Raw genomic sequence first — 24,825 nt, 5'->3', positions numbered from 1 at the left:
AGGAAAGGGGCAGGGCGAGCGTGGCACCGGGCTGGACCGCCTGCGCGGGTCGGAAGTCACCCTGACCGCCGTCTGTTCGTTAGCGCCGCGTGATGCCGTCGTTCTGTTTTCGGCCTGCCTGTTTCTCACCGGACGTGGCTGTTCCGGCCTTGACTGCGCACTCGGTTTCGACAGGTCAAGACCATTCGTCGGCGCGTCCCAAATGCGAATCCTTGCGCCCCAAGGGATTGGCCAATTTCACTACATTTGGCGTTGACGACACCTGGTACCCCCACTATCTTGTGGCCGTCGGTACCGGCGACCACAAGTCGACGGGTAGTTCGCCTTCACGCCGATGGCCTGAAGACCTACTGACAACCGCACGTAAGTACAGCGTGCGGTGCCGGTCGCACCACTCCCGGGGGAGGGGACCTGTAACGCAAGGAAACCGCCACGCAGGCCCGCCTGCGCAGTCGCGGCCCTTGCGACGCCACAGGTCCACTCTGGGAGTCCGTGCACCGGTCCGGCGCCTGCCACGCAGGTGACGCTGTACGACCCCAAATCACGCCAAGAGGAAAACGCCGTGAGCACCGAAACCAGCGCAGCCACCGAGCAGGAAAGCGAGTTCCTTCTGACCTCGCCGCCCACGGCCAACGCCATGAGCGTCACCAAGCGCAACGGCACTACCGAACTGGTGGACCTGAACAAGATCGTGCGTGCGGTGCAGCGCTGCTGCGAGGGCCTGCATGCCGTGGACCCGATGCGCGTGGCCACCCGCACCATCTCCGGCCTGTACAACGGCGCCACCACCCAGGAGCTGGACGAGCTGTCCATCCGCACTGCCGCCCTGCTGATCGGTGAAGAGCCCGAGTACGGCCGCCTGGCTGCGCGCCTGCTGGCCAACTTCATCGCCAAGGAAGTGTCCGGCCAGGAAATCCACGCGTTCTCGCAGTCGGTCGGTCGTGGCCACGAAGTGGGCCTGATCAACGCGCGCCTGCTGGACTTCGTGCAGATCAACGCCCGCAAGCTCAACGACGCCATCGATCCGTCGCTGGACCTGCATTTCGATTACTTCGGCCTGCGTACCCTGTACGACCGCTACCTGCTGCGCCATCCGCATACCCGCAAGGTGATCGAGACCCCGCAGCAGTTCTTCCTGCGCATCGCCAGCGCGCTGAGTGAAGACGTGCCGGAAACCCTGGCGCTGTACAAGCGCATGGGCAACCTGGACTACCTGCCGTCCAGCCCGACCCTGTTCAACTCCGGCACCACGCATGAGCAGCTGTCCTCGTGCTTCCTGCTGGACTCGCCGCAGGATTCGCTGGAGTCGATCTACGCCAAGTACGGCGACATCGCCCAGCTGTCCAAGTTCAGCGGCGGCATCGGCGTCAGCTACAGCCGCGTGCGTTCGCGTGGCTCGCTGATCAAGTCGACCAACGGCCATTCCAACGGCATCGTGCCGTGGCTGAAGACCATGGACTCGTCCGTGGCCGCGGTGAACCAGGGCGGCAAGCGCAAGGGCGCGGCCTGTGTGTACCTGGAAACCTGGCATGCCGACATCGAGGACTTCCTCGAACTGCGTGACAACACCGGCGACGAATCGCGCCGTGCGCACAACCTGAACCTGGCCAACTGGATCCCCGACCTGTTCATGCAGCGGGTGGAGAGCGACCAGGAATGGTCGCTGTTCGATCCCAGCGTGGTGCCCGAGTTCACCGACCTGTTCGGCGAAGCCTTCGAGCAGGCCTACCTGCAGGCCGAAGCCCAGGGCAAGGCCCAGCGCACCATCTCCGCGCGCAAGCTGTACTCGCGGATGATGCGTACCCTGGCCGAGACCGGCAACGGCTGGATGACCTTCAAGGACAAGTGCAACCGCGCCAGCAACCAGACCCTGCGTCCGGGCAACGTCATCCACCTGTCCAACCTGTGCACCGAAATCCTGGAGATCACCTCGGCCGAAGAGACCGCGGTGTGCAACCTGGGCTCGATCAACCTGGGCAACCATTTCGATGCCCACGGCGAGTTCGATTTCGACAAGCTGGCCGACACCGTGCGCCTGGCCGTGCGCCAGCTCGACCGCGTCATCGACCTGAACTTCTACCCGATCGAAACCGCCCGCCGCGGCAACCTGCGCTGGCGTCCGGTCGGCCTGGGCTGCATGGGCCTGCAGGACGTGTTCTTCCGCAAGCGCCTGGCCTTCGACAGTGCCGAAGCCCGCGCGCTGTCGAAGAAGATCGCCGAAGCGATCTACTTCCACGCCCTGGAAACCTCGTGCGAACTGGCCCAGGAACGCGGCAAGCACCCGTCCTTCGCCGACACCCGTGCGGCCAGCGGCGAGCTGCAGTTCGACGCCTGGAACGTGGTGCCCGAAGACACCGCGCGCTGGGATGCCCTGCGTGAGCGCATCAAGGAACATGGCCTGCGCAACTCGCTGCTGATCGCCATCGCCCCGACCGCGACCATCGCCTCGATCGCCGGTTGCTATGAGTGCGTCGAGCCGCAGGTGTCCAACCTGTTCAAGCGCGAAACCCTGTCCGGCGACTTCCTGCAGGTCAACCGCTACCTGGTGACCGAGCTGAAGAAGCTGGGCCACTGGACACCGGAAATGCGCGATGCGATCAAGATGGCCGAAGGTTCCATCCAGGGCATCGCCCAGATCCCGGAAACCCTGCGCCACATCTACCGCACCGCCTGGGAACTGCCGATGCGGTCGCTGATCGACATGGCCGCCGACCGCGGCGCGTTCATCGACCAGTCCGCCTCGCTCAACCTGTTCATGGAAAGCCCGAACATCGGCGCGATGTCTTCCATGTACATGTACGCCTGGAAGCAGGGCATCAAGACCACCTACTACCTGCGCTCGCGCCCGGCCACCAAGATCGCCAAGACCACGATCAGCCAGGGCTCGCATGCCGCACCGGAGAAGGTGTTCACCCCGGACGAAGCCGTAGCCTGCTCGCTGGAAAACCCGGAAAGCTGCGAGGCGTGCCAATAAAAGGCGTGCCGGCCCACTGGGCCGGCAACCTTGGGTAGGTACCCACCGTTGGTGGGTACGAAAAAACGATCGACACCGCCGGGCCCAGCCCGGCTGCTTCACCGCTCCACCCCAAACACGCTGACACCGCCGGGCGTTGCCTCTGCCCGCGGTGCCGGAAGCCCGTCGCGCACACGCGCGGGTCTTTCGACGCTTCCCCGATCGGGACGCCGCCACTGAACCAAGGAAATCCCCATGGCAGACAAGCCAAACCAGATGTTGCTCGATCCAGGTTTTGAACTGACCCTGCGCCCGATGCGCTACCCACAGTTCTATGACATGTATCGCAATGCGATCAAGAACACCTGGACGGTCGAGGAAATCAATTTCCAGATCGACATCAGCGACCTGCACAGCAAGATGTCGCCGGGCGAGCGCCACCTGATCCACCGCCTGGTCGCGTTCTTCGCCACCGGCGATTCGATCGTGTCCAACAACCTGGTGCTGAACCTGTACCAGCACTTGAATGCGCCCGAAGCGCGCATGTACCTGTCGCGCCAGCTGTACGAAGAAGCGCTGCACGTGCAGTTCTACCTGACCCTGCTCGACAACTACCTGCCGGACCCGGACGAGCGCGTCAAGGCGTTCGCGGCGGTGGAGAACATCGACTCGATCAAGAAGAAGGCCGACTTCTGCTTCAAGTGGATCGACTCGATCCAGGACCTCAAGCGCATCGAAACCCGCGACGAGCGCCGCCAGTTCCTGCTCAACCAGATCTGCTTTGCCGCCTGCATCGAAGGCCTGTTCTTCTTTGCCGCCTTCGCTTACGTGTACTACTTCCGTTCGCGCGGCCTGCTCAACGGCCTGGCCTCGGGCACCAACTGGGTGTTCCGCGACGAGAGCGCGCACATGGAGTTCGCCTTCGAGTGCGTCGACGTGATCCGCGAGGAAGAGCCGGATCTGTTCGACGATGCGATGAAGCAGCAGGTGTATGACATGCTGGCCGAGGCGATCGAATGCGAAGTGCAGTTCGCCGAGGACGTGCTGTCCGGCGGCGTGGCCGGCATTTCCACCCGCGACATGCGCCAGTACCTGCAGCATTGCGCCGACAACCATTTCCACCGCCTGGGCATGGAGCGCAAGTACAACGTGCGCAACCCGCTGAGCTTCATGGAGCTGCAGGACGTGCAGGAGCTGACCAACTTCTTCGAACGCCGCTCCTCGGCCTACCAGGTGGGCGTGAAGGGCGAAGTCTCGTTCGACATGTCGTTCTGATTCCAGCGCCACACGCATCCACGAAAACCCCGGCCACGCGCCGGGGTTTTTCGTTTCCGAGCGGCGACGGTAGAGCCACCCCATGGGTGGCGGCCTCGTAATCCAGCACCGCGCGCAGCCACCCATGGGGTGGCTCTACCCGGACGCAGCCCCCGGTAGAGCCGAGCCACGCTCGGCTGCTCTTCTCCCCGTCCCCCAGATCCGTGCCCACCCAGCCAACCCGCTCTCGCATCCGCGCGCAGGCAAACCGTCCAGAGAAGGTTGGGCCCCCGTTGCAGGACCGTCATGCGCCATGGATGGCGCATGCGAGCCTACAGGACGTACTTGCGGCGTGTCCTGCAAYGGGGGCCCARCCTTCTCCACGCGATAGCAGACAAAACGCCAACAACGCGACACACCCACCCCACCCCCTGCCGTATCATCCGCGCCGACTCCCCCTCACACCGGCCATCCCCATGTCCTCCACCCCCGACCCCATCCCGCCCACTGAAATCAGCATGGCCGAGATCGTCTTCCCCAATCACACCAACCACCTCGGCACCCTGTTCGGTGGCCAGGCGCTGGCCTGGATGGACAAGGCCGCCTTCCTCGCCGCCGCCCGCTATTCGCGCCGCACCGTGGTCACCGCGCGGTCGGACCAGGTCGACTTCAAACTGCCCATCCGCATCGRCCAGATGGTCGAGACCATCGGCCGCATCGTCGAGGTCGGCCGCAGCTCGATGAAGGTGGAAGTGGAGCTGATCGCCGAAGACCTCCACACCGGCGAGCGCAAGCTCTGCACCCGCGGTCATTTCGTCATGATCGCCCTGGATGCCGACGGCCATCCCACCGCCGTGCCGCCGCTGCCCGACGCCATCCCCGGCCCGTAAGCGGATTGGGTTCGCCGCCGCGCGCCCCCACCTGATCAGCATGTCCAGCCCGCTCGCCGACTTCATCGACCGTGCCCAACGCCTGTTCGTCCTCACCGGCGCCGGCTGCAGCACCGATTCGGGCATCCCCGATTACCGCGATGCCGATGGCCAGTGGAAGCGCACCCCGCCGGTGACCTACCAGGCCTTCATGGGCGAGCTGGCCACCCGCCAGCGCTACTGGGCGCGCAGCCTGCTGGGCTGGCCGCGCTTCGGCCAGGCACACCCCAACGGCACCCATGCCGCCCTGGCCGCACTCGAAGCGCGCGGCCAGCTCGAGGTGCTGCTCACCCAGAACGTCGACCGCCTGCACCAGCGCGCCGGCAGCCAGGCGGTCATCGACCTGCACGGCAGGCTGGACCAGGTGCGCTGTATGGGCTGCGAGGCGCGCACCCCGCGCGATGCGTTCCAGCAACGCCTGCTCGACCACAACCCTGGCTGGGACCGGCTCGACGCCGCCCAGGCCCCCGACGGCGATGCCGATCTGGAGGGCGTGGATTTCAGCGCTTTCCAGGTCCCGGCCTGCCCGCAATGCGGCGGTCTCCTCAAGCCGGATGTGGTCTTTTTCGGCGAAAGCGTGCCCCGCGAGCGCGTCGCCGCCGTCCACGCCCACCTGGCCCAGGCCGATGCCGTGCTGGTGGTTGGCTCCTCGCTGATGGTCTATTCCGGCTTCCGTTTCGTCCAGGCGGCCGCCACGGCCGGCCTGCCGGTGGCCGCGCTCAACCTGGGCCGCACCCGCGCCGATGCGCTGCTCAGCCTCAAGATCGAGCAGCCCTGTGCCCCGGCCCTGGCCTTCCTGCTGCCGTCGGCGGCCAACGCCTGAGGGCCGACGGTGCCGCCCCACGTGTGCCACCGCGAAACTGTGATCCATCGACACGGTTGCCTCGCAGGCCCAGCAGGAGTGCAATAGCGTCCGGTTTTCCGCATTCGCCAGAGTCCCCCACTTGAGCCAGCTTTTCTCCCCCGTGTCCTTTGGCCCGCTGTCGCTGGCCAACCGCATCGTCATCGCGCCGATGTGCCAGTACTCCTCCACCGATGGTCTGGCCAACGACTGGCACCAGATCCACCTGGGCCAGCTGTCCCAGTCCGGCGCCGGCCTGCTGATCCTGGAGGCTACCGCCGTGCTGCCCGAAGGCCGCATCAGCTGGGCCGACCTGGGCCTGTGGAACGATGCAACCGAAGCCGCGCTCAAGCACGTGATCGACGCGGTGAAGCGCTGGTCGCCGATGCCCATCGGCGTGCAGCTGGCCCATGCCGGTCGCAAGGCGTCCTCGGCGCGACCGTGGGAAGGCGGCGGCGCGCTGCCGGCCTCCGACCCGCGCGCCTGGACCACCTACGCGCCCTCGGCCATTCCCTTCAGCCCCACCGATCCGGCCCCGCAGGCGCTGGACAGTGCCGGCATCGATGCGGTGGTGGAGGCGTTCGTGGTCGCCGCACAGCGCGCCGAACGCATCGGCTTGGACCTGATCGAACTGCATGCCGCGCACGGGTACCTGCTGCACCAGTTCCTGTCGCCGCTGAGCAACAAGCGCGAGGACGAATACGGCGGCTCGCTGCAGAACCGCATGCGCCTGCTGGTGCGCGTGTTCGATGCCGTGCGAGAGGCGGTGTCCGATCGCATCGCGGTGGGCGTGCGCATCTCGGCCAGCGATTGGGTCGCCGGCGGCTGGGATATCGAGCAGACCACCACGCTGGCGCATGTGCTGGACGGGCGCGGTTGCCAGTTCCTGCATGTCTCCAGCGGCGGCAATGATCCGCGCCAGCAGATTCCGTTGTCGCCGGGCTACCAGGTGCCGTTCGCTGAAGCGATCAAGGCGCAGAAGCTGCGCATGCCGGTGATCGCCGTCGGCCTGATCACCGATCCGGCCCAGGCCGAGTCGATTCTGCGCCACAGCCACGCCGACGCCATCGCGCTGGCCCGCGGCATCCTCTACGACCCGCGCTGGCCCTGGCATGCCGCCGCCGCACTCGGCGATTCGCTGGAACCGGCGCCGCAGTACCTGCGCTGTGAGCCGCGTGAAGCACGCGGCGTGTTCATCGCACCGCCGCGCTGATGCACCCGGCAGGCGGTGGCCAAGTGCCATCGCCTGCACACGCCGGCGTCAGCCGCCGTCGACCCGCCATTCGGCCGGCAGCCCGTCCACGATGTGCTGCATCAACGCACGCACCTTCGGGGTGAGATCGCGCCGATCGCTGACGCACAGGAACAGCCGCATCGGCTCGGGCAGCGCCTGCGCATCGCCGGCCTCGTTGCCTTCGAACAACGCCTGCAATTCACCCCGCGCCAGATACGGCGCGGCGACAAATGCCGCCAGCCGGGTGATGCCGCCGCCGGCCAGCGCCATCGCGGCCAACGCATCGATATCGTCGCTGACCAGGGCCGGGCTCACCTCCGCATCGAAACGCAGGCCATCGCGCACGAAGCCCCAGCGCAGGTGGCGGCCATCCTTGGGATGCCGGAACAACAGGCAGCGGTGCTCGCGCAGGGCTTCGGGCGTGCGCGGTACGCCGGTGCGCGCCAGGTAGGAAGGCGCCGCACAGAACACGAACGGCACCTGCGCGATCGGGCGCGCCACCAGGCCTTCCTCCAGCTGCGGCTCGATGCGGATGCTCACATCCACGTCTTCGCGCGCGTGGTCCACCGCCCGGTCGGCCAGCAGCAGCTCGATCGCCAGCCGCGGGTAGCGCGCCTTCAGCGACGGCAGCAGCGGGGCCAGCTTGTGGCGTCCGAAGGAGGTGCTGCAGGCGATGCGCAGGCGGCCTTCGGGGGTGGCGTCCAGGTCGGTCACCGCTGCCTGTGCGCGTTGCAGGTCGCGCTCGATGTAGCGCACCTGCGCCAGGTACAGCGCGCCGCGCTCGGTCAGCGCCAGCTGGCGGGTGGTGCGGTTGAACAGGCGCACGCCCAGATGCGCCTCGAGCCGCGCGATGTTCTGCCCGACCGCCGCGGCGCTGATGCCCAGGGTGCGGGCGGCCGCGGCCAGGCTGCCGGCATCGGCGGTACGGATGAAGCTGCGGATTGACTGGAGAATATTCATGCTGACCGCCATTCTCGCCTGTGATTGCAAAGTTTGTCTTTATAAAGAGCCAAGAGCGCCGCATCTACCGGCCGCCCGGACCGGCTCCTATGGTGGTGCTCCCTGCCACTCCGCGCGGCGGCCTCCCTCCCCGGTGAGTGCACGCCGGCCAGGAGTGGCTGCCTTTGCCGGAGATGGACCATGGACCCAGCGCTCGCCCCCCTCGATAGCGACCCCCAGGAAACCCAGGAATGGCGTGAAGCGCTGCAGGCGGTCACCGACGTGGCCGGGCGCCCGCGCGCGCACTACCTGATCGACCAGCTCAGCGACCTGGACGTGGCCCGCCATGGCGACCTGCATGCCCGGGCCTGGACGGCCTACGTCAACAGCATCCCGGTCGAGCGCCAGCCGGCCTATCCGGGCGACCTAGCGATCGAGCGTCGGCTCAACGCGATGATCCGCTGGAACGCGATGGTGATGGTGCTGCGCGCCGGCAAGCACTCCAACGTCGGCGGGCATATCGCCACCTACCAGTCGGCCGCGGTGTTGTACGACGTCGGCTTCGATCATTTCTTCCGCGGCCGCACCGATACCTTCGACGGCGACATGATCTACATCCAGGGCCACTCCGCCCCGGGCATCTACGGCCGCGCCTTCGTCGAGGGCCGCATCGATCCGGCGCGCATGGACAACTTCCGCCGCGAGTCCGATCGCGACGGCCTGTCCTCCTATCCGCACCCGCGGCTGATGCCCGAGTTCTGGCAGTTCCCCACCGTGTCGATGGGCCTGGGCCCGCTCACCGCGGCCTACCAGGCACGCTACATGCGCTACCTGGAATATCGCGGTCTGAAGGAGCACCAGGGCCGCAAGGTCTGGGCGTTCCTCGGCGATGGCGAAATGGACCAGCCCGAATCGCTGGCCGCCATCTCGGTGGCCGGGCGCGAGCGCCTGGACAACCTGGTGTTCGTGGTCAACTGCAACCTGCAGCGCCTGGACGGCCCGGTGCGCGGCAACGCCAAGGTCATCCAGGAACTGGAAGGCACCTTCCGCGCCGCCGGCTGGAACGTCATCAAGGTGATCTGGGGCGGCGGCTGGGACGCGCTGCTGGCCAGGGACAGCACCGGCCTGCTGCGCCAGCGCATGATGGAATGCGTGGACGGCGACTACCAGACCTTCAAGTCGCAGAGCGGCGCCTACGTGCGCGAGCATTTCTTCGGCAAGTATCCGGCGTTGCTCGACCTGGTCGCGGACATGAGCGATGACGACATCTGGGCGCTTGCCCGTGGCGGTCACGATCCGCAGAAGGTGTATGCCGCCTACGCCCAGGCCGTGGCCGGCAACGGCCGCCCGAGCGTGATCCTGGCCAAGACGGTCAAGGGCTTCGGCATGGGCGAGGCCGGCGAAGGGCAGAACATCAACCACCAGCTCAAGAAGATGAGCCTGGACGCAGTGCGCGCCTTCCGCGACCGCTTCGACCTGCCGGTCAGCGACGACCAGCTCGAAGACATGCCGTACCTGCGCCCGGTACCGGGCAGCGTGGAGGAACGCTACTTCGCCCAGCGCCGCCAGGCCCAGGGCGGCCAGTTGCCCGCGCGCCTGACCCACGTCGATCCGCTGCCGGTGCCGGCGCTGTCGGCCTTTGCCGCCCAGCTGCAGGGCAGCGGTGAGCGCGGCCAGTCCACCACCATGGGCTTCGTGCGCATCCTGGGCACCCTGCTCAAGGACCCGGCACTGGGCAAGCTGATCATCCCGATCGTGCCCGATGAATCGCGCACCTTCGGCATGGAAGGCCTGTTCCGCCAGATCGGCATCCACTCCTACCTGGGCCAGCTCTACACGCCGCAGGACGCCGGCCAGCTCAGCTATTACAAGGAAGCAAAGGACGGGCAGATCCTGCAGGAAGGCATCAACGAGTCCGGCGCGATCTGCTCCTGGATCGCCGCCGGCACCGCCTACAGCAACCATGGCCTGGCGACGATTCCGTTCTACATCTTCTACTCGATGTTCGGCCTGCAACGCGTGGGTGACCTGGCCTGGGCTGCCGCCGACGCACGCACCCGCGGGTTCCTGCTGGGTGCCACCTCCGGGCGCACCACGCTGATGGGCGAGGGCCTGCAGCACGACGACGGGCACAGCCACGTGCTGTCCTCGGTGATTCCCAGCTGCGTGTCGTTTGATCCCACCTACAACTTCGAGCTGGCGGTGATCATCCAGGACGGTCTGCGCCGCATGTACGTGGACCAGGAAGACATCTACTACTACATCACCGTGCTCAACGAGAACTACCCGCACCCGGCCATGCCCGACGGTGCCGAGGAAGGCATCCTCAAGGGCATGTACCTGCTGCATCCGGCCACCGCCGACAGCGATCCGGCGCTGCGCGTGCAGCTGATGGGCAGCGGCGCGATCCTGCGCGAGGTGGAAGCGGCCGCTGCGCTGCTGCAGCAGGATTTCGGCATTGCCAGCGACGTCTGGAGCGCCACCAGCCTGACCGAACTGCGCCGCGACGGCCTGGCCATCGAGCGCTGGAACCTGCTGCACCCGCTGCAGGAACCGCGCGTACCGTACGTGCAGCAGTGCCTGGCCGCGCACGCCGGTCCGCTGGTGGTGGCCACCGACTACATGAAGATCGTCGCCGACCAGATCCGCCCGTTCGTCGAAGGCCGCCGCTTCACCGCGCTGGGCACCGACGGCTTCGGCCGCTCGGACACGCGCGAGGCACTGCGTACGTTCTTCGAGGTGGACCGGCACTTCATCGTGCTGGCCGCGCTGAAGGCGCTGGCCGATGACGGGCGGATCGCGCGCGGGCAGCTGCAGGTGGCGATCGAGAAATACGGGATCGATGTGGAGAAGGTGGACCCGGCGGCGGTGTAGGCAGACCAATGCATTCACGCCATCGATAGCGCGACCCAAGTCTCTTCGGCACGACAGGGACACTGGCATGCTGGATGCCTGGTATCCAGCTGACAGCACGGAGGCAGTGATGAAGCGCGATCGACAGCCGGGCCCCGGCTTCGTCTTGTTCCTCGCGCTAGTGCTGTGCTGCGGGCTGCTGCCGTCGTGCGCCATCGCCCGCACCGAAGCCGGTCCCGGTAGCCTGCATGGCCGGTTGGTTGCGCTGGATGCCGATCCGGCACAGCCTGTGGCGGAGCGGGTGGCGGCCATGCGCGCCGTGTATGCGCACATCGCACCGGAGGTGATGCAGCCCGGCGACTGCGCGGCGTTGCCGGATGACCGGTTGCAGGATCTTTTCCAGTCCACCGCGCTGATCGCCTTCTACGCACGTGAACCAGCCACGTTACTGCGCCTGCAGTGCCTGTATGAGGCGCTGGTCGCGCGTGATCTCGCCGTGGATGACCACCACCGCAGCATGCGCGGCTCCCTTATCGCGTTGCAGCGCTTCGACCAGGCCAATGCACTCAACGCCCGCCTGCGGACGGCACCCACTGCGTTGCCGGTGATCCGTGGTCCTGCGCCGGCCGGCAGGCCACTGCTGCAGCTGGAGGGCATCGCCCACGTGCAGCGCGCAGCACTGGCCGAAGACGGTCTGCGCGTGGTCGCGGTGGTGCACCCACACTGTGGTTTCTCCCGCCGCGCGCTGCAGGCCATCATCACCCAGCCCGAATACGCGTGGCTGCGCGGTCACCTGCAACTTGTGGTGCCGATCGGGCAGGCATGGCCCGGCCAGGAGATGCTCGACTGGAACAGCACCCATCCGGACCTGCCCATGCAGCCGATGGTGCGCGATGCCTCATGGGAAGGGCTGGACACCGACCAGACACCTGTCTTCCATCTGCTCCGCGATGGCGAGGTCATCCACACCGTGGCCGGCTGGCCAACGGAAGGTGCCGATCTGCGCCGCATCCGCGCGGCACTGGACGCCGAGTCGCATTGAGTCCACGCGCTTGGTTGCATTTGAGAGCATCGTTCGCGTCGTGATGGTGCTCGCTTACACTCACACGATGCGCCCTGATTCCATCCTCACCCTGTCATGCCCGGACCGTACCGGGATCGTCTACCGTGTGTCCGGTCTGCTGTTCGACCTGGGCTGCAACATTCTCGATGCCCAGCAGTTTGGCGATGAGGAAAGCGGCCGCTTCTTCCTGCGTGTGCACTTCGATCGTGCCGCCACGCAGTCACTGGCCGATGTGGAAGCACGGATGGGGACGCTGGCGGCGGAGTTCCAGATGGACTGGCAACTGCACGATGCGCGCCGCCGTGCGCGGCTGCTGGTGCTGGTGAGCAAGCAGGGGCATTGCCTGAACGACCTGCTGTTCCGCGCACACAGCCGCCAGCTGCAGGTGGATATCGCTGCGGTGGCGTCCAACCATGACGACTTCGCCGCGCTGGCCGGCTCGTACGAAGTGCCGTTCCACCACCTGCCCGTCAACGCCGACAACCGCGCCGTGCAGGAGCAGCAGATCATCGATCTGGTTGAGCGCGAGCAGATCGACCTGGTGGTGCTGGCGCGCTACATGCAGATCCTGTCGCCGCGCCTGTGCCAGGCGCTGGCGGGCCGGGCGATCAACATCCACCACAGCTTCCTGCCCAGCTTCAAGGGCGCCCAGCCGTACCACCAGGCGCACGCGCGTGGGGTCAAGATCATCGGCGCCACCGCGCATTACGTCACCGAAGACCTGGATGAAGGCCCGATCATCGAACAGGACGTGGCGCGCGTGGACCACGCCATGACCCCGCGCGACCTGGTACGCCTGGGCAGCGACACCGAATCCGCTGGCCGGCTCTTCGCACGCTCCAAACGGTATCGGGAGCCGGCCAGCGGCCGGCACTACTCGCACGCTCCAAACGGTATCGGGAGCCGGCCAGCGGCCGGCACTACCGGAGGCACCGACCGTTGGTCGGTACGCCGTTGCGGCCGGCGCCCGGAGGTCGGCCGTCAAACAACCGCGATCTTCGCCTTCGCCAACGCCTCGCGCACCATGCCGTCGTTCGCCTCGGTCACCGGCCGGGTCAGGTCCCACAGGAACTTCACCCGGAACCCGGATTTCACTGCGTCCTGTGCACTCCACAGCACGCAGTAATCGCGCGCCAGCCCGCACACATGCACCTCGCGGATACCGCGCTCATGCAGCCAGCCTGCCAGCCCGGTGGCCGGGCGCGTGCCGTCGGGTCCATGGTTCTCGCGGAAGGCACTGTACGAGTCCACCTGCTGGCGCGTGCCCTTGCGCAGGATCAGGTCGGCCACGGTCCAGTCCACGCCCGCGTGCAACGCCGCGCCGGCGCTGCCCTGCACGCAGTGATCGGGCCACAGCGTCTGCGGCTGCGCATGCAGCAGGATCGCTTCGAACGGAAGATGTCCCGGATGCTGGCTGGCAAAGGACGCATGGTCGGCCGGGTGCCAGTCCTGGGTTGCCACCACGGTGCGGTAGCGGCGCTGGGCCAGCAAGGCGGCAATCGGTGCCACCAGCGTGTCGCCCTGCTCGCAGGCCAGCGCGCCGCCGGGCATGAAGTCTGGCTGCAGGTCGATCACCAGCAGGGCCACATCGGCGGGAGGGGCGGCGGTCATGGCAGATCCAACACAACGAAAGCGGGGCAACCAGCGTGGCGGCCCCGCGCGCGCGCGTCAATCGCCCTTGGGCGCGTCGTTGTCCTGCCCGTAATACAGCAGGCCGATTTTGATGCGCTCACGGCCGTTTTCGCGGCGGTGGCGGTTGGCATCGCGCAGCGAGTACACGCAGCCGCAGTACTCCTGCTGATAGAACTGTTCGCGCTTGCTGATCTCCACCATGCGCGCAGCGCCGCCTCCCTTGCGCCAGTTGTAGTCCCAGTACTGGATGCCCGGATAATGCGCGGCGGCGCGATGGCCGCAGTCATTGATCTGGTTCATGTCCTTCCAGCGCGAGATGCCCAGCGAACTGCTGATCACCGCAAAGCCATGTTCATGCGCATGCAGCGCAGTACGCACGAAACGCATGTCGAAGCACATCGTGCAGCGGATGCCGCGCTCGGGCGCATTCTCCATGCCGCGGGCGCGCGCGAACCAGTGGTCGGTGTCGTAGTCGGCGTCCACGAACGGCACGCCGTGCTTCTCGGCGAAGCGGATGTTCTCCTGCTTGCGCAGCTCGTATTCGCGCGCCGGATGGATGTTGGGGTTGTAGAAGAAGATCGTGTAGTCGATCCCGGAGGCGGTGATGGCCTCCATGACTTCGCCCGAGCATGGCGCGCAGCACGAATGCAGCAACAACCGGGTGTGACCATCGGGCAGGGACAGGGTGGGGCGGTCGAGCGGGGTAACGGTGGGCATGGTCATGCGGTTCTCGTCGACCGCACCGCCGGCAACGGCGGCGGTGCGGCCCTTGGGGTCATCTACAGGCGGTGGATCAGGCAGCGTTGGCGTCGGCGTGTTCCGCGCGCAGTTGGCGTGCGGCGGCCACCAGCGCTTCCAGCGCGGCACGGGTCTCCTTCCAGCCGCGGGTCTTCAGCCCGCAGTCCGGATTGACCCAGATCTGCTCGGGCCGCAGCACTTCGGCCGCCTTGCGCAGCAGCGCTACCATCTCTTCCTTGTCCGGCACGCGCGGGGAGTGGATGTCGTACACGCCCGGCCCGATCTCGTTGGGGTACTGGAAGCGCACGAACGCATCCAGCAACTCCATGCGCGAGCGCGAGGTCTCGATGGAGATCACGTCGGCATCCATCGCCGCCACCGAATGGATGATGTCGTTGAACTCGGAATAGCACATGTGGGTGTGGATCTGGGTGGCATCGCGCACCCCGCTGGCACTGATCCGGAACGCTTCCACCGCCCAGTCCAGGTACTCGCGCCATTGCGCGCGGCGCAACGGCAGGCCTTCGCGGATCGCCGGCTCGTCAATCTGGATCACGCCGATCCCAGCCGCTTCCAGGTCCAACACCTCATCGCGCAGCGCCAGCGCGATCTGCCGGCAGGTATCGGCGCGCGACTGGTCATCGCGCACGAACGACCACTGCAGCACCGTCACCGGCCCGGTCAGCATGCCTTTCATCGGGCGGTCGGTCAGCGACTGCGCGTACTGCGACCAGCGCACCGTCATCGGTTGCGGGCGAGTGACGTCGCCGAAGATCACCGGCGGCTTGACGCAGCGCGAGCCATAGCTCTGCACCCAGCCGTTCTTGGTGAACGCGAAACCATCGAGCTGCTCGCCGAAGTACTCCACCATGTCGTTGCGCTCGAACTCGCCGTGCACCAGCACGTCCAGCCCGATCTGCTCCTGGACGCGTACGCAGTGTTCGGTCTGGGTGGCCAGGAACGCATCGTAGTCGGTATCGGAGAGCTTGCCGGACTTGTTGCGGGCACGTGCCTCGCGCACGTCCAGGGTTTGCGGGAACGAGCCGATCGTGGTGGTCGGGAAGCGTGGCAGCTTCAGTGCGCCGGCCTGCGCAAGGTGCCGCTGCGGGTACGCGCTGTGGCGCTGCGCATCGGCGGCGGTCAGGCCGGCCAGGCGTGCAGCGACGACTGACTTGTGCACGCGCGGCGACTGCCGACGCGACTCGATGCGTGCGCGCGACGCGGCCAGCCCGGCCTCGGCGTGCGGTTTGGCGTCCAGCGCATCGGCCAGAAGACGCAGTTCCTGCAGCTTCTGCTTGGAGAACGCCAGCCAGCCGCGCAGCTCGTCATCCAGCTTGGTCTCCAGGTCGAGGTCGACCGGGCTGTGCAACAGCGAGCACGACGGTGCCAGCCACAGCCGGTCGCCCAGGTGGCCATGTGCGTAGCGGGCCAGTACCAGCGCGTTGTCCAGGTGGGTGCGCCAGATGTTGCGGCCGTTGACCAGGCCGGCCGAGAGCACGCGCTCGGCCGGCAGCACCTTGAGCACGGCGTCCAGTTGTTCCGGCGCGCGCACCAGGTCCACGTGCAGGCCGTCCACTGGCAGCGCGGCGGCCAGACCAAGGTTGTCCTCGAGCGCGCCGAAGTACGTGGCCAGCAGTACCTTCGGGCGTGGTACGCCGGACAGCACCGCATACGCGTGTTCGAACGCGGCGCGCGCGCTGTCGTCCAGGTCTTGCACCAACACCGGCTCGTCCAGCTGCACCCACTGCGCGCCCGCCGCTTTCAGCCCGGCCAGCACCTCGGCATACACCGGCAGCAGCGCATCCAGCAGGTCCAGCGCCGGGCTGCCGTCCACGGTCTTGGACAGCAGCAGGAAACTGACCGGTCCCAGCAGCACCGGTCGCGTCTCGATGCCCAGCGCCTTGGCCTCGCGATACTCGGCCAGCGGCTTGTCGCTGCGCAGCGCGAAGCCCTGGCCGGCCTGCAGCTCGGGCACCAGGTAGTGGTAGTTGGTATCGAACCACTTGGTCATTTCCAGGGCGTGCAGGTCATGGCCATCGCGCTGCACGCCGCGGGCCAGGGCGAAGTACCCGGCCAGCGGCTCGGCGTCGGCCAGCGCGCGGTAGCGGGCGGGGATCGCGTCGAACAGGAAGGCGGTGTCCAGCACCTGGTCGTAAAAGCTGAAATCGTTGCTCGGCGGCACATCCACGCCGGCCTCGCGCTGCAGTTGCCAGTGGCGCGCACGCAGCTCGCGAGCGGTGGCCTGCAGTGCATCGGCCGAGCGTTCGCCGGCCCAGTACTGTTCAAGCGCCCGCTTCAGTTCGCGCTTGGCGCCGATGCGGGGAAACCCCAGGTTGGTAACGGTGGTCATGGAACGTGTCCTCATTGCAGTAGCGGCATTGAGGAACGAAGGAACCGCGCGCCGACCACGCCATTGCTGCCGTGCCCGCCCCGCCAGCGACCTTCGCCCCCGCGGGCGAACCGGATGTCGTGGAGCGGACGCACGGGGGCAGCGCCACGCGGACGGCATGGCGGCAGGCCCCGGCAACCTCCCCGCGGACGTTCCAGGTCGAATCAGGGGACGGTCGTGTCCCCCGGCCGGGGCCGGTATTCGGGCTGATGGACACAGGCGCGCTGCGCCTACCTACTACCTGCCGCTTCCCAGGCGGTCAGGCCCAGTGCTGTTGGCAGGATTCGTTTCCATTCACCGCTGCGGGGCAGCTCCGGAATGGGCGCGCGAGGCGCCTTCACCGGATTCCCGTTTAAATCCATCCCTTCATCTGCATGAAGCGATGGATACCTTCGGCCCGCACAAGGTAGGCCGAAGGCGGGCGGTGGTCAAGGGGCGTCAGGACGGGAGTGATGCAGGGGGACGTCACGGACGATGCGATGTCGTCGGCAGCGAGCGCCGCTCAGGCCGCGTGGTGGTAAGGCTCGATGCGCGCCAGGACGTCGGCCAGTTCGTCCCTGGCCGTGGCCGCGTCGTGGGCCATCTGCAGGTTGAGCCAGAAGGCATCGCTGGTGCCGAAGAAGCGCGCCAGTCGCAATGCCGTGTCGGCGGTGATGCTGCGCCGGCCCGCGATGATCTCGCCGATGCGGGTCTGCTTCACATCGATGGACTTGGCCAGGCGGTAGGCCGTCATGCCGAACGGGGTGAGGAACTCCTCCTGCAGGATTTCACCCGGGTGCGGATAGGGAATCGAACGCATGTAGGCAGTCCTCAGTGGTAGTCGCAAAGCTCTACGTCGGCAGGGCCTGCATCGGTCCATGTGAAGCACAGTCGGTACTGGTCGTTGACCCGAATGCCGTGCTGACCCGCACGATTGGCACGCAGTGGCTCCAGTCGATTGGCTGGTGGAATGCGCAGGTCATCAAGCCGAACGGCGGCATCCAGCATGGCGAGCTTCCGCAGTGCAACGCGTTGGATATCCTGGAATTTCCGGATGCGCCTACCGATGAACACGCTCTTGGTAGTGATGCACCGGAAAGAGACGATGGGCATGACGAATTTCCGTGATTTTCATGATATCGCTCGGCAGTAGTATCGTCAATCGAGACTATTTGGATCCATTCCTTCGCACGCCGGTTTATCAGACAGGCCTCGCTCTTGATGCTCTCGGAGATTTGCGTACGCGAATGCGCATGCGGTCACGTCAGCGCGGCGCGAGTCATCGATTTCAGGTATCGATCCTGCGGGTTCGTCGGGCTCGGGGTTTCCGCGCAGGCGCCGCCCTGCTGAAGCCGTCTGTTTTCGTCACCACCGCATCGTTTTTGCAAACCCAGGGAACCTGCTTACGCGCCAGGTCCCACTGCATCCGCCGCGCCGCTGGCTGCGTATCTGCCCACGACCCCCACGTGGAGCCACGCATGCGCCGTCCCCCGATGCCCTCGTTGCTGTTGCTGCTGCTGTGCCCGGTGCTGCCCGCCGCCGCGCAGCAGGTGCAACGCCAGGAAGGCCGCGCCTACGCGCCGGCCGATGGCCGCCTGCTGTATCGCGAGACCCACTGGTTGCAGGGGCCGCCGTCTGCACGCGCGCGGCTGGTGCTGTACCGCTGCGCCGACGGGCGCGCCTTCGCGCGCAAGTGGATGACCCCGCAAGGCAACGCGCAGACCCCGGACTTCGCCTTCGAGGATGCCCGCAACGGCTACCAGGAGGGTCTGCAAGGCAGTGCCGCCGGGCGCACCGTGTACGTGCGGGAAGGTGCAAGCGCCGAGCGGGTCAGCCGTGCCATCGCGATTCCGTCCGATGCGGTGGTCGATGCCGGTTTCGACGCGGCCGTGCTCGGCCACTGGGAGGCCCTGCAGGCCGGGCGCCCGGTGGCCTTCCAGTTCCTGCTGCCCAGTCGCCAGCGGCTGGTCCCGCTGAAGCTGCAGCGCAGTGCGGCGGTGAGCTGGCAGGGTCAACCGGCCGAACAGCTGCAGATGCGCCTGGATGCCTGGTTCGGCTTTGCGGTGCCGGCGGTGAACCTGGTGTATGCCCGCAACAGTCCGCGCCTGCTGCAGTTCAGCGGCACCGGCAACGTGCGTGATGAGCGCGGCCGCTACCCGCAGGTGCGGGTGGAGTTCCCCGAGGCGCCGGTCGCTGCGACCGCCGCAGAACTGGGCGCGGCACGCCAACAGCCGCTGGTGCGCACATGCAGCGGTTGAACGCCCCCTTGCAGAGCGCGTCCGCAGCGACGACGATGCACTCTGTCCCCCTGCCGACATTGAGCCTGCGATGCCTGAGCTGGACACTGCCGAATCCGGCGCCGCGCGGCGCCTTGATGACCTGCTCGGCCGGGTCGCCGCTGGCGATCGCCAGGCATTCGAGTCGGTCTACCAGTTGGCGTCGGGGCGCCTGTTCGCGATCTGCCTGCACGTGCTGCGCGACCGCAGCGATGCCGAAGAGGTGCTGCAGGACGTATTTACCCGTGTCTGGCACAAGGCTGCGCAGTTTGATCGTGCCAAGGCGGGGGCCATGACCTGGTTGTCGATGATGGCGCGCAACCGCGCGATCGACCGCCTGCGCGCGGCGCCCCCACGTCCGCTGGATGATCTGTCGGTGGCCGATGAAATTCCCGATTTCGCCCCGCAACCGGCGCAGGTGGCCGAACAGGCCTCCGATCGACAGCGCTTGGACGGCTGCCTGGACACGCTGGAACCGCGTCGGCGCTCGCTGATCCGGTTGGCGTTCCTGGAGGGCGCCAGCTATGAGGAACTGGCGCGCCGGATCGGCTCGCCGCTGGGCTCGGTGAAGAGCTGGATCCGCCGCGGCCTGGGCCAACTGCGGGTGTGCCTGGAACAATGAACCTCCGCGACGGCCACGATCTGCCTGACGACGGCCAGCCGCCCAGTGCCGACATCCTGGCCGGCGAGTACGTGCTCGGCGTGCTCGACGCGGACCAGCGGGCGGACGTGGAACGTCGCATCGCCAGCGACCCCGGATTTGCCCGGCTGGTGACGCAGTGGGAACACCGCCTGGCCCCGATGCTGGACGCGATGGGCAGTGAAGTGGTCCCGGCGCATCTGTGGCCGCGCATCCGCACCTCGCTGGGCTGGTCGTCGGTATCGACGAATGCACCACGTGCGTGGCAGCGCACCGGATTCTGGCAGGGCATGACCGCGTTGGCGGCCGTGGTGGCGCTGGTGGCGGTATTCAGCCGTCGCGACCTGGAGCCGGTGACGCCGGTGACCACGCCGGTGGCGGTCACACCGACCGCGCCGCCGACACCCGCCGAACCGCAGCAGGCGACCCGACCGGTCACCCCGTTGCTGCATGACGATGGCAGCCCCGGCTGGCTCGCGTCGGTGGACAAGGCCCAGGGCAAGGTGCTGATGGTGCCGGTGCCGACGGCCGCCGATGCGGCCGGACGCGCGCCCGAGCTGTGGCTGATTCCCGCCGGCGGCACGCCACGCTCGCTGGGCCTGGTGTCCATCAACCGCGCCCACACCGTGACGGTGCCCGATGCACTGCGTGATGCGCTGGTGAACGGATCTGTGCTCGCGGTCACGTTGGAGCCGGCCGGCGGTGCGCCGCAGGGTGTCCCGACCGGGCCGATTGTTGCCAAAGGCGACATCGCCACGCTGTAAAACGCGATTTATTTCCGGATTCGTGCATCCGGATGGCCCTGATTCCCGTATCTCCTGACAAGAACGCCAGGAGATGCGCGAAATGTCGGCCGGACCCGCCACTGCTGCAGCACGCAAGCCCCGACGTGGCCCTTGGGCCACCGTGCGGCGCTGGTTCGATACCAGTGCCGACACGCCGGTGGCAGCCGAGGCGGCCACGCGCGTGGACTGGCTGCGCGCGATCCCGTTCGCGGCAATGCACCTGGCCTGCTTCGCCGTCATCTGGGTGGGCGTGTCGTGGGTAGCGGTCGCTGTGGCGGTGGCGCTGTACGCCGTGCGCATGTTCGCGATCACCGCCTTCTACCATCGCTACTTCTCGCACCGCACCTTCCGCACCTCGCGCGTGGTGCAGTTCGTGTTCGCGCTGATCGGTGCCGCCAGCGTGCAGCGGGGGCCGCTGTGGTGGGCCGCGCACCATCGCAACCACCATCGCCACACCGATACCGCCGCCGATCCGCATTCGCCCTCGGTGCATGGCTTCTGGTGGAGCCACATGGGCTGGTTCCTCACCACTGAAGGGTTCCGCACCGACTGGGACCGCATCCCGGACCTGGCCAAGTATCCCGAACTGCGCTGGCTGGACCGCTTCGACACCCTGGTGCCGGTCGCGTTGGCGGCCGCGTTGTTCGGCCTGGGCACGCTGCTGGAACACATCGCGCCCTCGTGGGGCACCAGTGGCGGACAGATGCTGGTGTGGGGCTTCTTCATTTCCACCATCGTGCTGTTCCACGCCACGGTGACGATCAACTCACTGGCGCACCGGTTCGGCCGGCAGCGCTTTGCCACCGGCGACGACAGCCGCAACAACCTGTGGCTGGCGCTGCTGACCTTCGGCGAAGGCTGGCACAACAACCACCATTTCTTCCCGGGCACCGCACGCCAGGGTTTCTACTGGTGGGAAGTGGACGTCACCTGGTACGGCCTGCGGCTGATGGCCGCGCTTGGCCTGGTGCGCGATCTCAAGCCGGTTCCGGCCTGGGTGCTGACCAAGGCGGAGCACTGACATGCGCATCGCAGTCATCGGATCGGGCATCGCCGGCCTTGCCAGTGCCTGGTGGCTGGGCCAGCAGCACGAAGTGACGCTGTTCGAGGCCAACGACTATCTCGGCGGCCACACGCACACCCATCAGGTACACGTGGACGGCCGCACGCAGGCGGTGGACACCGGTTTCATCGTGTTCAACCCGCTGCACTACCCGCTGTTGAGCGCGTTGTTCGATGAGCTCAACGTCGCCTCGCAGCCGACCACGATGAGTTTTTCGGTGCATAGCGAGCGCAGTGGGCTGGAATACAACGCCACCTCGCTGGACGGACTGTTCTGCCAACGCCGCAACCTGGTCTCGCCGCGCTTCTGGGGCATGCTGGCCGACCTGCGCCGCTTCTATCGCGAGGCGCCCGCGCTGCTGCTCGGTGACGACGAGGGCCCGTCGCTCGGCGACTACCTGAGCGCCGGCAAGTACGGCCGTGCGTTCATCGATGAGCACCTGCTGCCGATGGCCTCTGCGCTGTGGTCCTCGCCGACCGCCAGCCTCACCGCGTTCCCCGCGCGCTACCTGGTGCAGTTCATGGCCAACCACCAGATGCTGCAGGTCAGCGGCCGGGCGCCGTGGCGGGTGGTGCAGGGCGGGTCGTCGCGCTACATCGAGGCGATGCGCCGGCGCTGGCAGGTCCGCGAGCGGCTGGATTGCCGGGTGTTCGGGGTGGAGCGTCACGAACATGGCGTGCGCGTGCACAGTGCGGCCGGGCTGGAGGGGTTCGACCAGATGGTGCTGGCCTGCCACAGCGACCAGGCGCTGGCGCTGCTCTCCGATGCGGACGCGGCCGAACGCAGCGTGCTCGGCGCGATCCGCTACCAGCCCAACGAGGTCGTCCTGCATACCGATGCAAGCCTGCTGCCCCGCAACCGCAAGGCGTGGGCGGCGTGGAACGCGCATGTGCCGGCCAGCCCGCTGGCGCCGTGCACGGTCAGTTACCTGATGAACCAGCTGCAGGGCATCGATACGCCCACGCCGCTGGTGGTCACCTTGAACCGCACCGCGGCGATCGACCCGAGCAAGGTGCTGCGCCAGCTGCAGTACGCCCATCCGGTGCACGACCATGCCATGGTGCGTGCGCAGCAGCGCTGGGCCGAGATCCAGGGACGGCGCCGCACCTGGTTTGCCGGCGCGTACTGGGGCTGGGGCTTCCACGAAGACGGCATCCGCAGTGCGCGGCGCGTGGTCGATGCGCTGCAGACGCTCGATGCCGAGTCGTATTGGCCGCTGTCGCAGGCCCTGCCGGCATGACCGCCAGTGCGCTGTATCGCGGTCGGATGCGCCATCGCCGGCACGCGCCGCACGCGCACGCCTTCGGCTATCCGGTGGCGCAGCTGCTGCTCGACCTGGATGAGCTGGACACCGTGTTCCAACGGCGCTGGCTGTGGTCGGTGGGTCGCCGCAACGTGGCCGAGTTCCGCCGCAGCGACTATCTCGGCGATCCCGATCAGCCACTGGCCGATGCAGTCCGTGCGCGCATCACCGAGGCATTGGGCCGCGCGCCATCGGGGCCGATCCGCCTGCTCACCCACCTGCGCTACGCCGGCCATGTGTTCAACCCGGTCAGCTTCTACTACTGCTACGCCGCCGACGGCATCACGCTGGAGTGCATCGTTGCCGAAATCACCAACACGCCGTGGAAAGAGCGGCACGCCTACGTGCTGCCGGTGACCAGTGCCGATGCCCAGGGCCGCGCGCTGGCCTGGGAATTCGACAAGCAGTTCCACGTGTCCCCGTTCATGCAGATGGACTGCCGCTACCGCTGGCGCTTTACCGCCCCGGGCGATGACCTGCACGTGCACATGCAGGTCTGGCGCGAGGGGACGCGCCAGTTCGACGCCGACCTGGTGCTGCAGCGGCGTCCCCTTACCGGTGCCGGCCTGGCCGGCGTGCTGCTGCGCTATCCGCTGATGACCCTGCAGGTGGTGGCGGCCATCCATTGGCAGGCCCTGCGGCTGTGGCTCAAGCGCAACCCCGTCCACGACCACCCTTCGCTTGCTGGAAAACGCCCATGAACGACATGACCCGGCCTGCCGCGCTGCCGATGCCCAGCGCGCTGGAGCGCTTCCTGCGCACGCGCCTGCTGGCCCAGCTCGCCCCGCTGCACGATGGCTGCCTGCAGCTGCGCGATGCGGCCGGCGACGTGCTGCTGGGCGATCCCGCCGCGCCGTTGCGCGTCACCGTGTGGGTGGACGATCCGGCGTTCTACCGCGCGGTGGCCGCGCAGGGCAGCGTCGGTGCCGGCGAGGCCTACATCCGTGGCGACTGGCGGTGCAGCGACCTGGTCGCGCTGGTGCAGTTGCTGGTGCGCAACCGCGACCTGCTCGATGGCATGGAGCGTGGCGTGGCGCGCGTGGGCGGCTGGCTGCTCAAAGGCTGGAACCGGCTGCGCCGCAACACCCGCGAAGGCAGCCGCCGCAACATCGCCGCGCACTACGACCTGGGCAATCCGTTCTTCTCGCTGTTCCTGTCCAGCGACCTGATGTACTCCTCGGCCCTGTATGCCGCGCCCAGCGACCCGCTGGAGGTCGCCTCGCGACGCAAGCTGGCGCGCATCTGCGAGCAGCTGCAGCTCACCGCCGAGGACCACGTGGTCGAGATCGGTACCGGCTGGGGCGGCTTCGCGCTGTACGCCGCCGCCGAGATCGGCTGCCACGTCACCACCACCACCATCTCGGTGGAGCAGTACACGTTGGCCAAAAAGCGCGTCGAAGCGGCCGGCCTGCAGGACAAGGTGACGCTGCTGCTCAAGGACTACCGCGACCTGGAAGGCCAATACGACAAGCTGGTCTCCATCGAGATGATCGAGGCGATCGGCGCGCAGTACCTGGACACCTACTTCGGCACGCTCACCCGCCTGCTCAAGCCGGACGGGCTGGCCCTGCTGCAGGCCATCACCATCGAAGACCAGCGCTACGAACAGGCGCGGCGCAGCGTGGACTACATCAAGCGCTTCGTGTTCCCCGGCAGCTTCATTCCCTCGATCAACGCGATCATCGCCGCCAAGACCCGCAGCAGCGATCTGCAGTTGATCGGCCAGCACGACTTTGGCCAGTCCTACGCGCTGACCCTGCGCGACTGGCGGCAGCGCTTTCTGGCGCAGCTGCCGGCGGTGCGGGCGCAGGGCTTCGATGAGCGTTTCATCCGGATGTGGGAGTTCTACCTGGCCTACTGCGAAGGCGGCTTCCTGGAACGTTCGATCGGCGTCTCGCACCTGCTGATGGCGCGCCCGGGCCATCGCCCGCCGCTGGCCGGAACGGCCGCCTGA

General features: G+C 67.4%; 20 protein-coding genes, 1 pseudogene and 1 riboswitch. Of the genes and pseudogenes, 15 read left to right on the top strand and 6 right to left on the bottom strand.

What is annotated here, in order from left to right; genetic code table 11:
- Positions 1-562 precede the first annotated feature (562 nt).
- The 5 genes from AC1DR7_RS07720 to AC1DR7_RS07700 all read left to right on the top strand — a co-directional run bounded on the left by AC1DR7_RS07720 (position 563) and on the right by AC1DR7_RS07700 (position 7,190).
- Positions 563-2,974, top strand: coding sequence for a ribonucleoside-diphosphate reductase subunit alpha (locus AC1DR7_RS07720; protein ID WP_256775242.1), 2,412 nt, complete (start codon positions 563-565; stop codon positions 2,972-2,974).
- A 234-nt stretch (positions 2,975-3,208) separates the two neighbouring features.
- On the top strand, positions 3,209-4,228 hold the full coding sequence (locus tag AC1DR7_RS07715; protein ID WP_256775241.1) for a ribonucleotide-diphosphate reductase subunit beta: 1,020 nt from the start codon (positions 3,209-3,211) through the stop codon (positions 4,226-4,228).
- A gap of 455 nt (positions 4,229-4,683) precedes the next feature.
- Complete coding sequence (locus AC1DR7_RS07710) at positions 4,684-5,097, top strand: acyl-CoA thioesterase (protein ID WP_478076438.1); 414 nt, start codon at positions 4,684-4,686, stop codon at positions 5,095-5,097.
- A 40-nt stretch (positions 5,098-5,137) separates the two neighbouring features.
- Positions 5,138-5,959 (top strand): NAD-dependent protein deacetylase, encoded by an 822-nt coding sequence (locus AC1DR7_RS07705; RefSeq protein WP_478051846.1) that lies wholly within the window; start codon positions 5,138-5,140, stop codon positions 5,957-5,959.
- A 121-nt stretch (positions 5,960-6,080) separates the two neighbouring features.
- Positions 6,081-7,190, top strand: a complete 1,110-nt coding sequence (locus tag AC1DR7_RS07700) for an NADH:flavin oxidoreductase/NADH oxidase (protein ID WP_256775238.1) — start codon at positions 6,081-6,083, stop codon at positions 7,188-7,190.
- Between the two features lie 48 nt (positions 7,191-7,238).
- Here the strand turns inward: AC1DR7_RS07700 and AC1DR7_RS07695 are convergent, their stop codons facing one another.
- Positions 7,239-8,171, bottom strand: coding sequence for a LysR family transcriptional regulator (locus tag AC1DR7_RS07695; RefSeq protein WP_457318275.1), 933 nt, complete (start codon positions 8,169-8,171; stop codon positions 7,239-7,241).
- Between the two features lie 180 nt (positions 8,172-8,351).
- On the opposite strand from AC1DR7_RS07695, the gene aceE reads away from it, so the two are divergent.
- The 3 genes and pseudogenes from aceE to purU all read left to right on the top strand — a co-directional run.
- Positions 8,352-11,024 carry a pyruvate dehydrogenase (acetyl-transferring), homodimeric type gene (gene aceE / locus AC1DR7_RS07690; protein ID WP_478051844.1) on the top strand — a complete coding sequence of 891 codons (2,673 nt, stop codon included), beginning with the start codon at positions 8,352-8,354 and terminating at the stop codon, positions 11,022-11,024.
- A 109-nt stretch (positions 11,025-11,133) separates the two neighbouring features.
- Positions 11,134-12,045, top strand: coding sequence for a hypothetical protein (locus tag AC1DR7_RS07685; RefSeq protein ID WP_457318277.1), 912 nt, complete (start codon positions 11,134-11,136; stop codon positions 12,043-12,045).
- 67 nt (positions 12,046-12,112) lie between these two features.
- Positions 12,113-12,949, top strand: a pseudogene (purU, locus tag AC1DR7_RS07680) (formyltetrahydrofolate deformylase); the annotation flags it as partial.
- Between the two features lie 98 nt (positions 12,950-13,047).
- Here purU and pncA read toward each other — a convergent pair.
- The 5 genes from pncA to AC1DR7_RS07655 all read right to left on the bottom strand — a co-directional run bounded on the left by pncA (position 13,048) and on the right by AC1DR7_RS07655 (position 17,917).
- Entirely contained in the window at positions 13,048-13,677 is a 630-nt protein-coding gene (pncA, locus tag AC1DR7_RS07675; protein ID WP_457318279.1) for a bifunctional nicotinamidase/pyrazinamidase, read from the bottom strand.
- Positions 13,678-13,734: 57 nt separating this feature from the next.
- The gene (locus AC1DR7_RS07670) at positions 13,735-14,421 is read right to left on the bottom strand and encodes an epoxyqueuosine reductase QueH (protein WP_478050950.1); all 687 of its coding nucleotides are present in this window, start codon (positions 14,419-14,421) and stop codon (positions 13,735-13,737) included.
- A 70-nt stretch (positions 14,422-14,491) separates the two neighbouring features.
- A complete protein-coding gene (metE, locus tag AC1DR7_RS07665; protein ID WP_457318253.1) occupies positions 14,492-16,786 on the bottom strand; it encodes a 5-methyltetrahydropteroyltriglutamate--homocysteine S-methyltransferase in 2,295 nt (764 codons plus the stop codon).
- Between the two features lie 214 nt (positions 16,787-17,000).
- Positions 17,001-17,235, bottom strand: a riboswitch (cobalamin riboswitch).
- Between the two features lie 92 nt (positions 17,236-17,327).
- On the bottom strand, positions 17,328-17,624 hold the full coding sequence (locus AC1DR7_RS07660) for a HigA family addiction module antitoxin (RefSeq protein WP_457318252.1): 297 nt from the start codon (positions 17,622-17,624) through the stop codon (positions 17,328-17,330).
- Positions 17,625-17,635: 11 nt separating this feature from the next.
- The gene (locus AC1DR7_RS07655; protein ID WP_457318251.1) at positions 17,636-17,917 is read right to left on the bottom strand and encodes a type II toxin-antitoxin system RelE/ParE family toxin; all 282 of its coding nucleotides are present in this window, start codon (positions 17,915-17,917) and stop codon (positions 17,636-17,638) included.
- A gap of 365 nt (positions 17,918-18,282) precedes the next feature.
- Here AC1DR7_RS07655 and AC1DR7_RS07650 point away from each other — a divergent pair, with 365 nt between their 5' ends.
- From AC1DR7_RS07650 to AC1DR7_RS07620, 7 genes are all read left to right on the top strand, one after another.
- On the top strand, positions 18,283-19,062 hold the full coding sequence (locus AC1DR7_RS07650) for a hypothetical protein (RefSeq protein WP_457318250.1): 780 nt from the start codon (positions 18,283-18,285) through the stop codon (positions 19,060-19,062).
- A gap of 70 nt (positions 19,063-19,132) precedes the next feature.
- Entirely contained in the window at positions 19,133-19,702 is a 570-nt protein-coding gene (locus tag AC1DR7_RS07645; RefSeq protein ID WP_256775228.1) for a sigma-70 family RNA polymerase sigma factor, read from the top strand.
- A complete protein-coding gene (locus AC1DR7_RS07640) occupies positions 19,699-20,484 on the top strand; it encodes an anti-sigma factor (RefSeq protein ID WP_457318249.1) in 786 nt (261 codons plus the stop codon). The genes AC1DR7_RS07645 and AC1DR7_RS07640 overlap by 4 nt, the downstream gene beginning before the upstream one ends.
- A gap of 82 nt (positions 20,485-20,566) precedes the next feature.
- A complete protein-coding gene (locus AC1DR7_RS07635; RefSeq protein WP_457318248.1) occupies positions 20,567-21,526 on the top strand; it encodes an acyl-CoA desaturase in 960 nt (319 codons plus the stop codon).
- A gap of 1 nt (position 21,527) precedes the next feature.
- Positions 21,528-22,808: an NAD(P)/FAD-dependent oxidoreductase gene (locus tag AC1DR7_RS07630; protein ID WP_457318247.1), complete on the top strand. Its 1,281-nt coding sequence runs from the start codon at positions 21,528-21,530 to the stop codon at positions 22,806-22,808.
- Complete coding sequence (locus tag AC1DR7_RS07625) at positions 22,805-23,572, top strand: DUF1365 domain-containing protein (protein ID WP_457318246.1); 768 nt, start codon at positions 22,805-22,807, stop codon at positions 23,570-23,572. The genes AC1DR7_RS07630 and AC1DR7_RS07625 overlap by 4 nt, the downstream gene beginning before the upstream one ends.
- A complete protein-coding gene (locus tag AC1DR7_RS07620; RefSeq protein WP_256775223.1) occupies positions 23,569-24,825 on the top strand; it encodes an SAM-dependent methyltransferase in 1,257 nt (418 codons plus the stop codon). The genes AC1DR7_RS07625 and AC1DR7_RS07620 overlap by 4 nt, the downstream gene beginning before the upstream one ends.

It is taken from the genome of Stenotrophomonas sp. P5_A9 (genome assembly GCF_056400525.1).
Note: the sequence above shows the minus strand (reverse complement) of the source record. Positions and strands in the feature narration are given on the sequence as shown.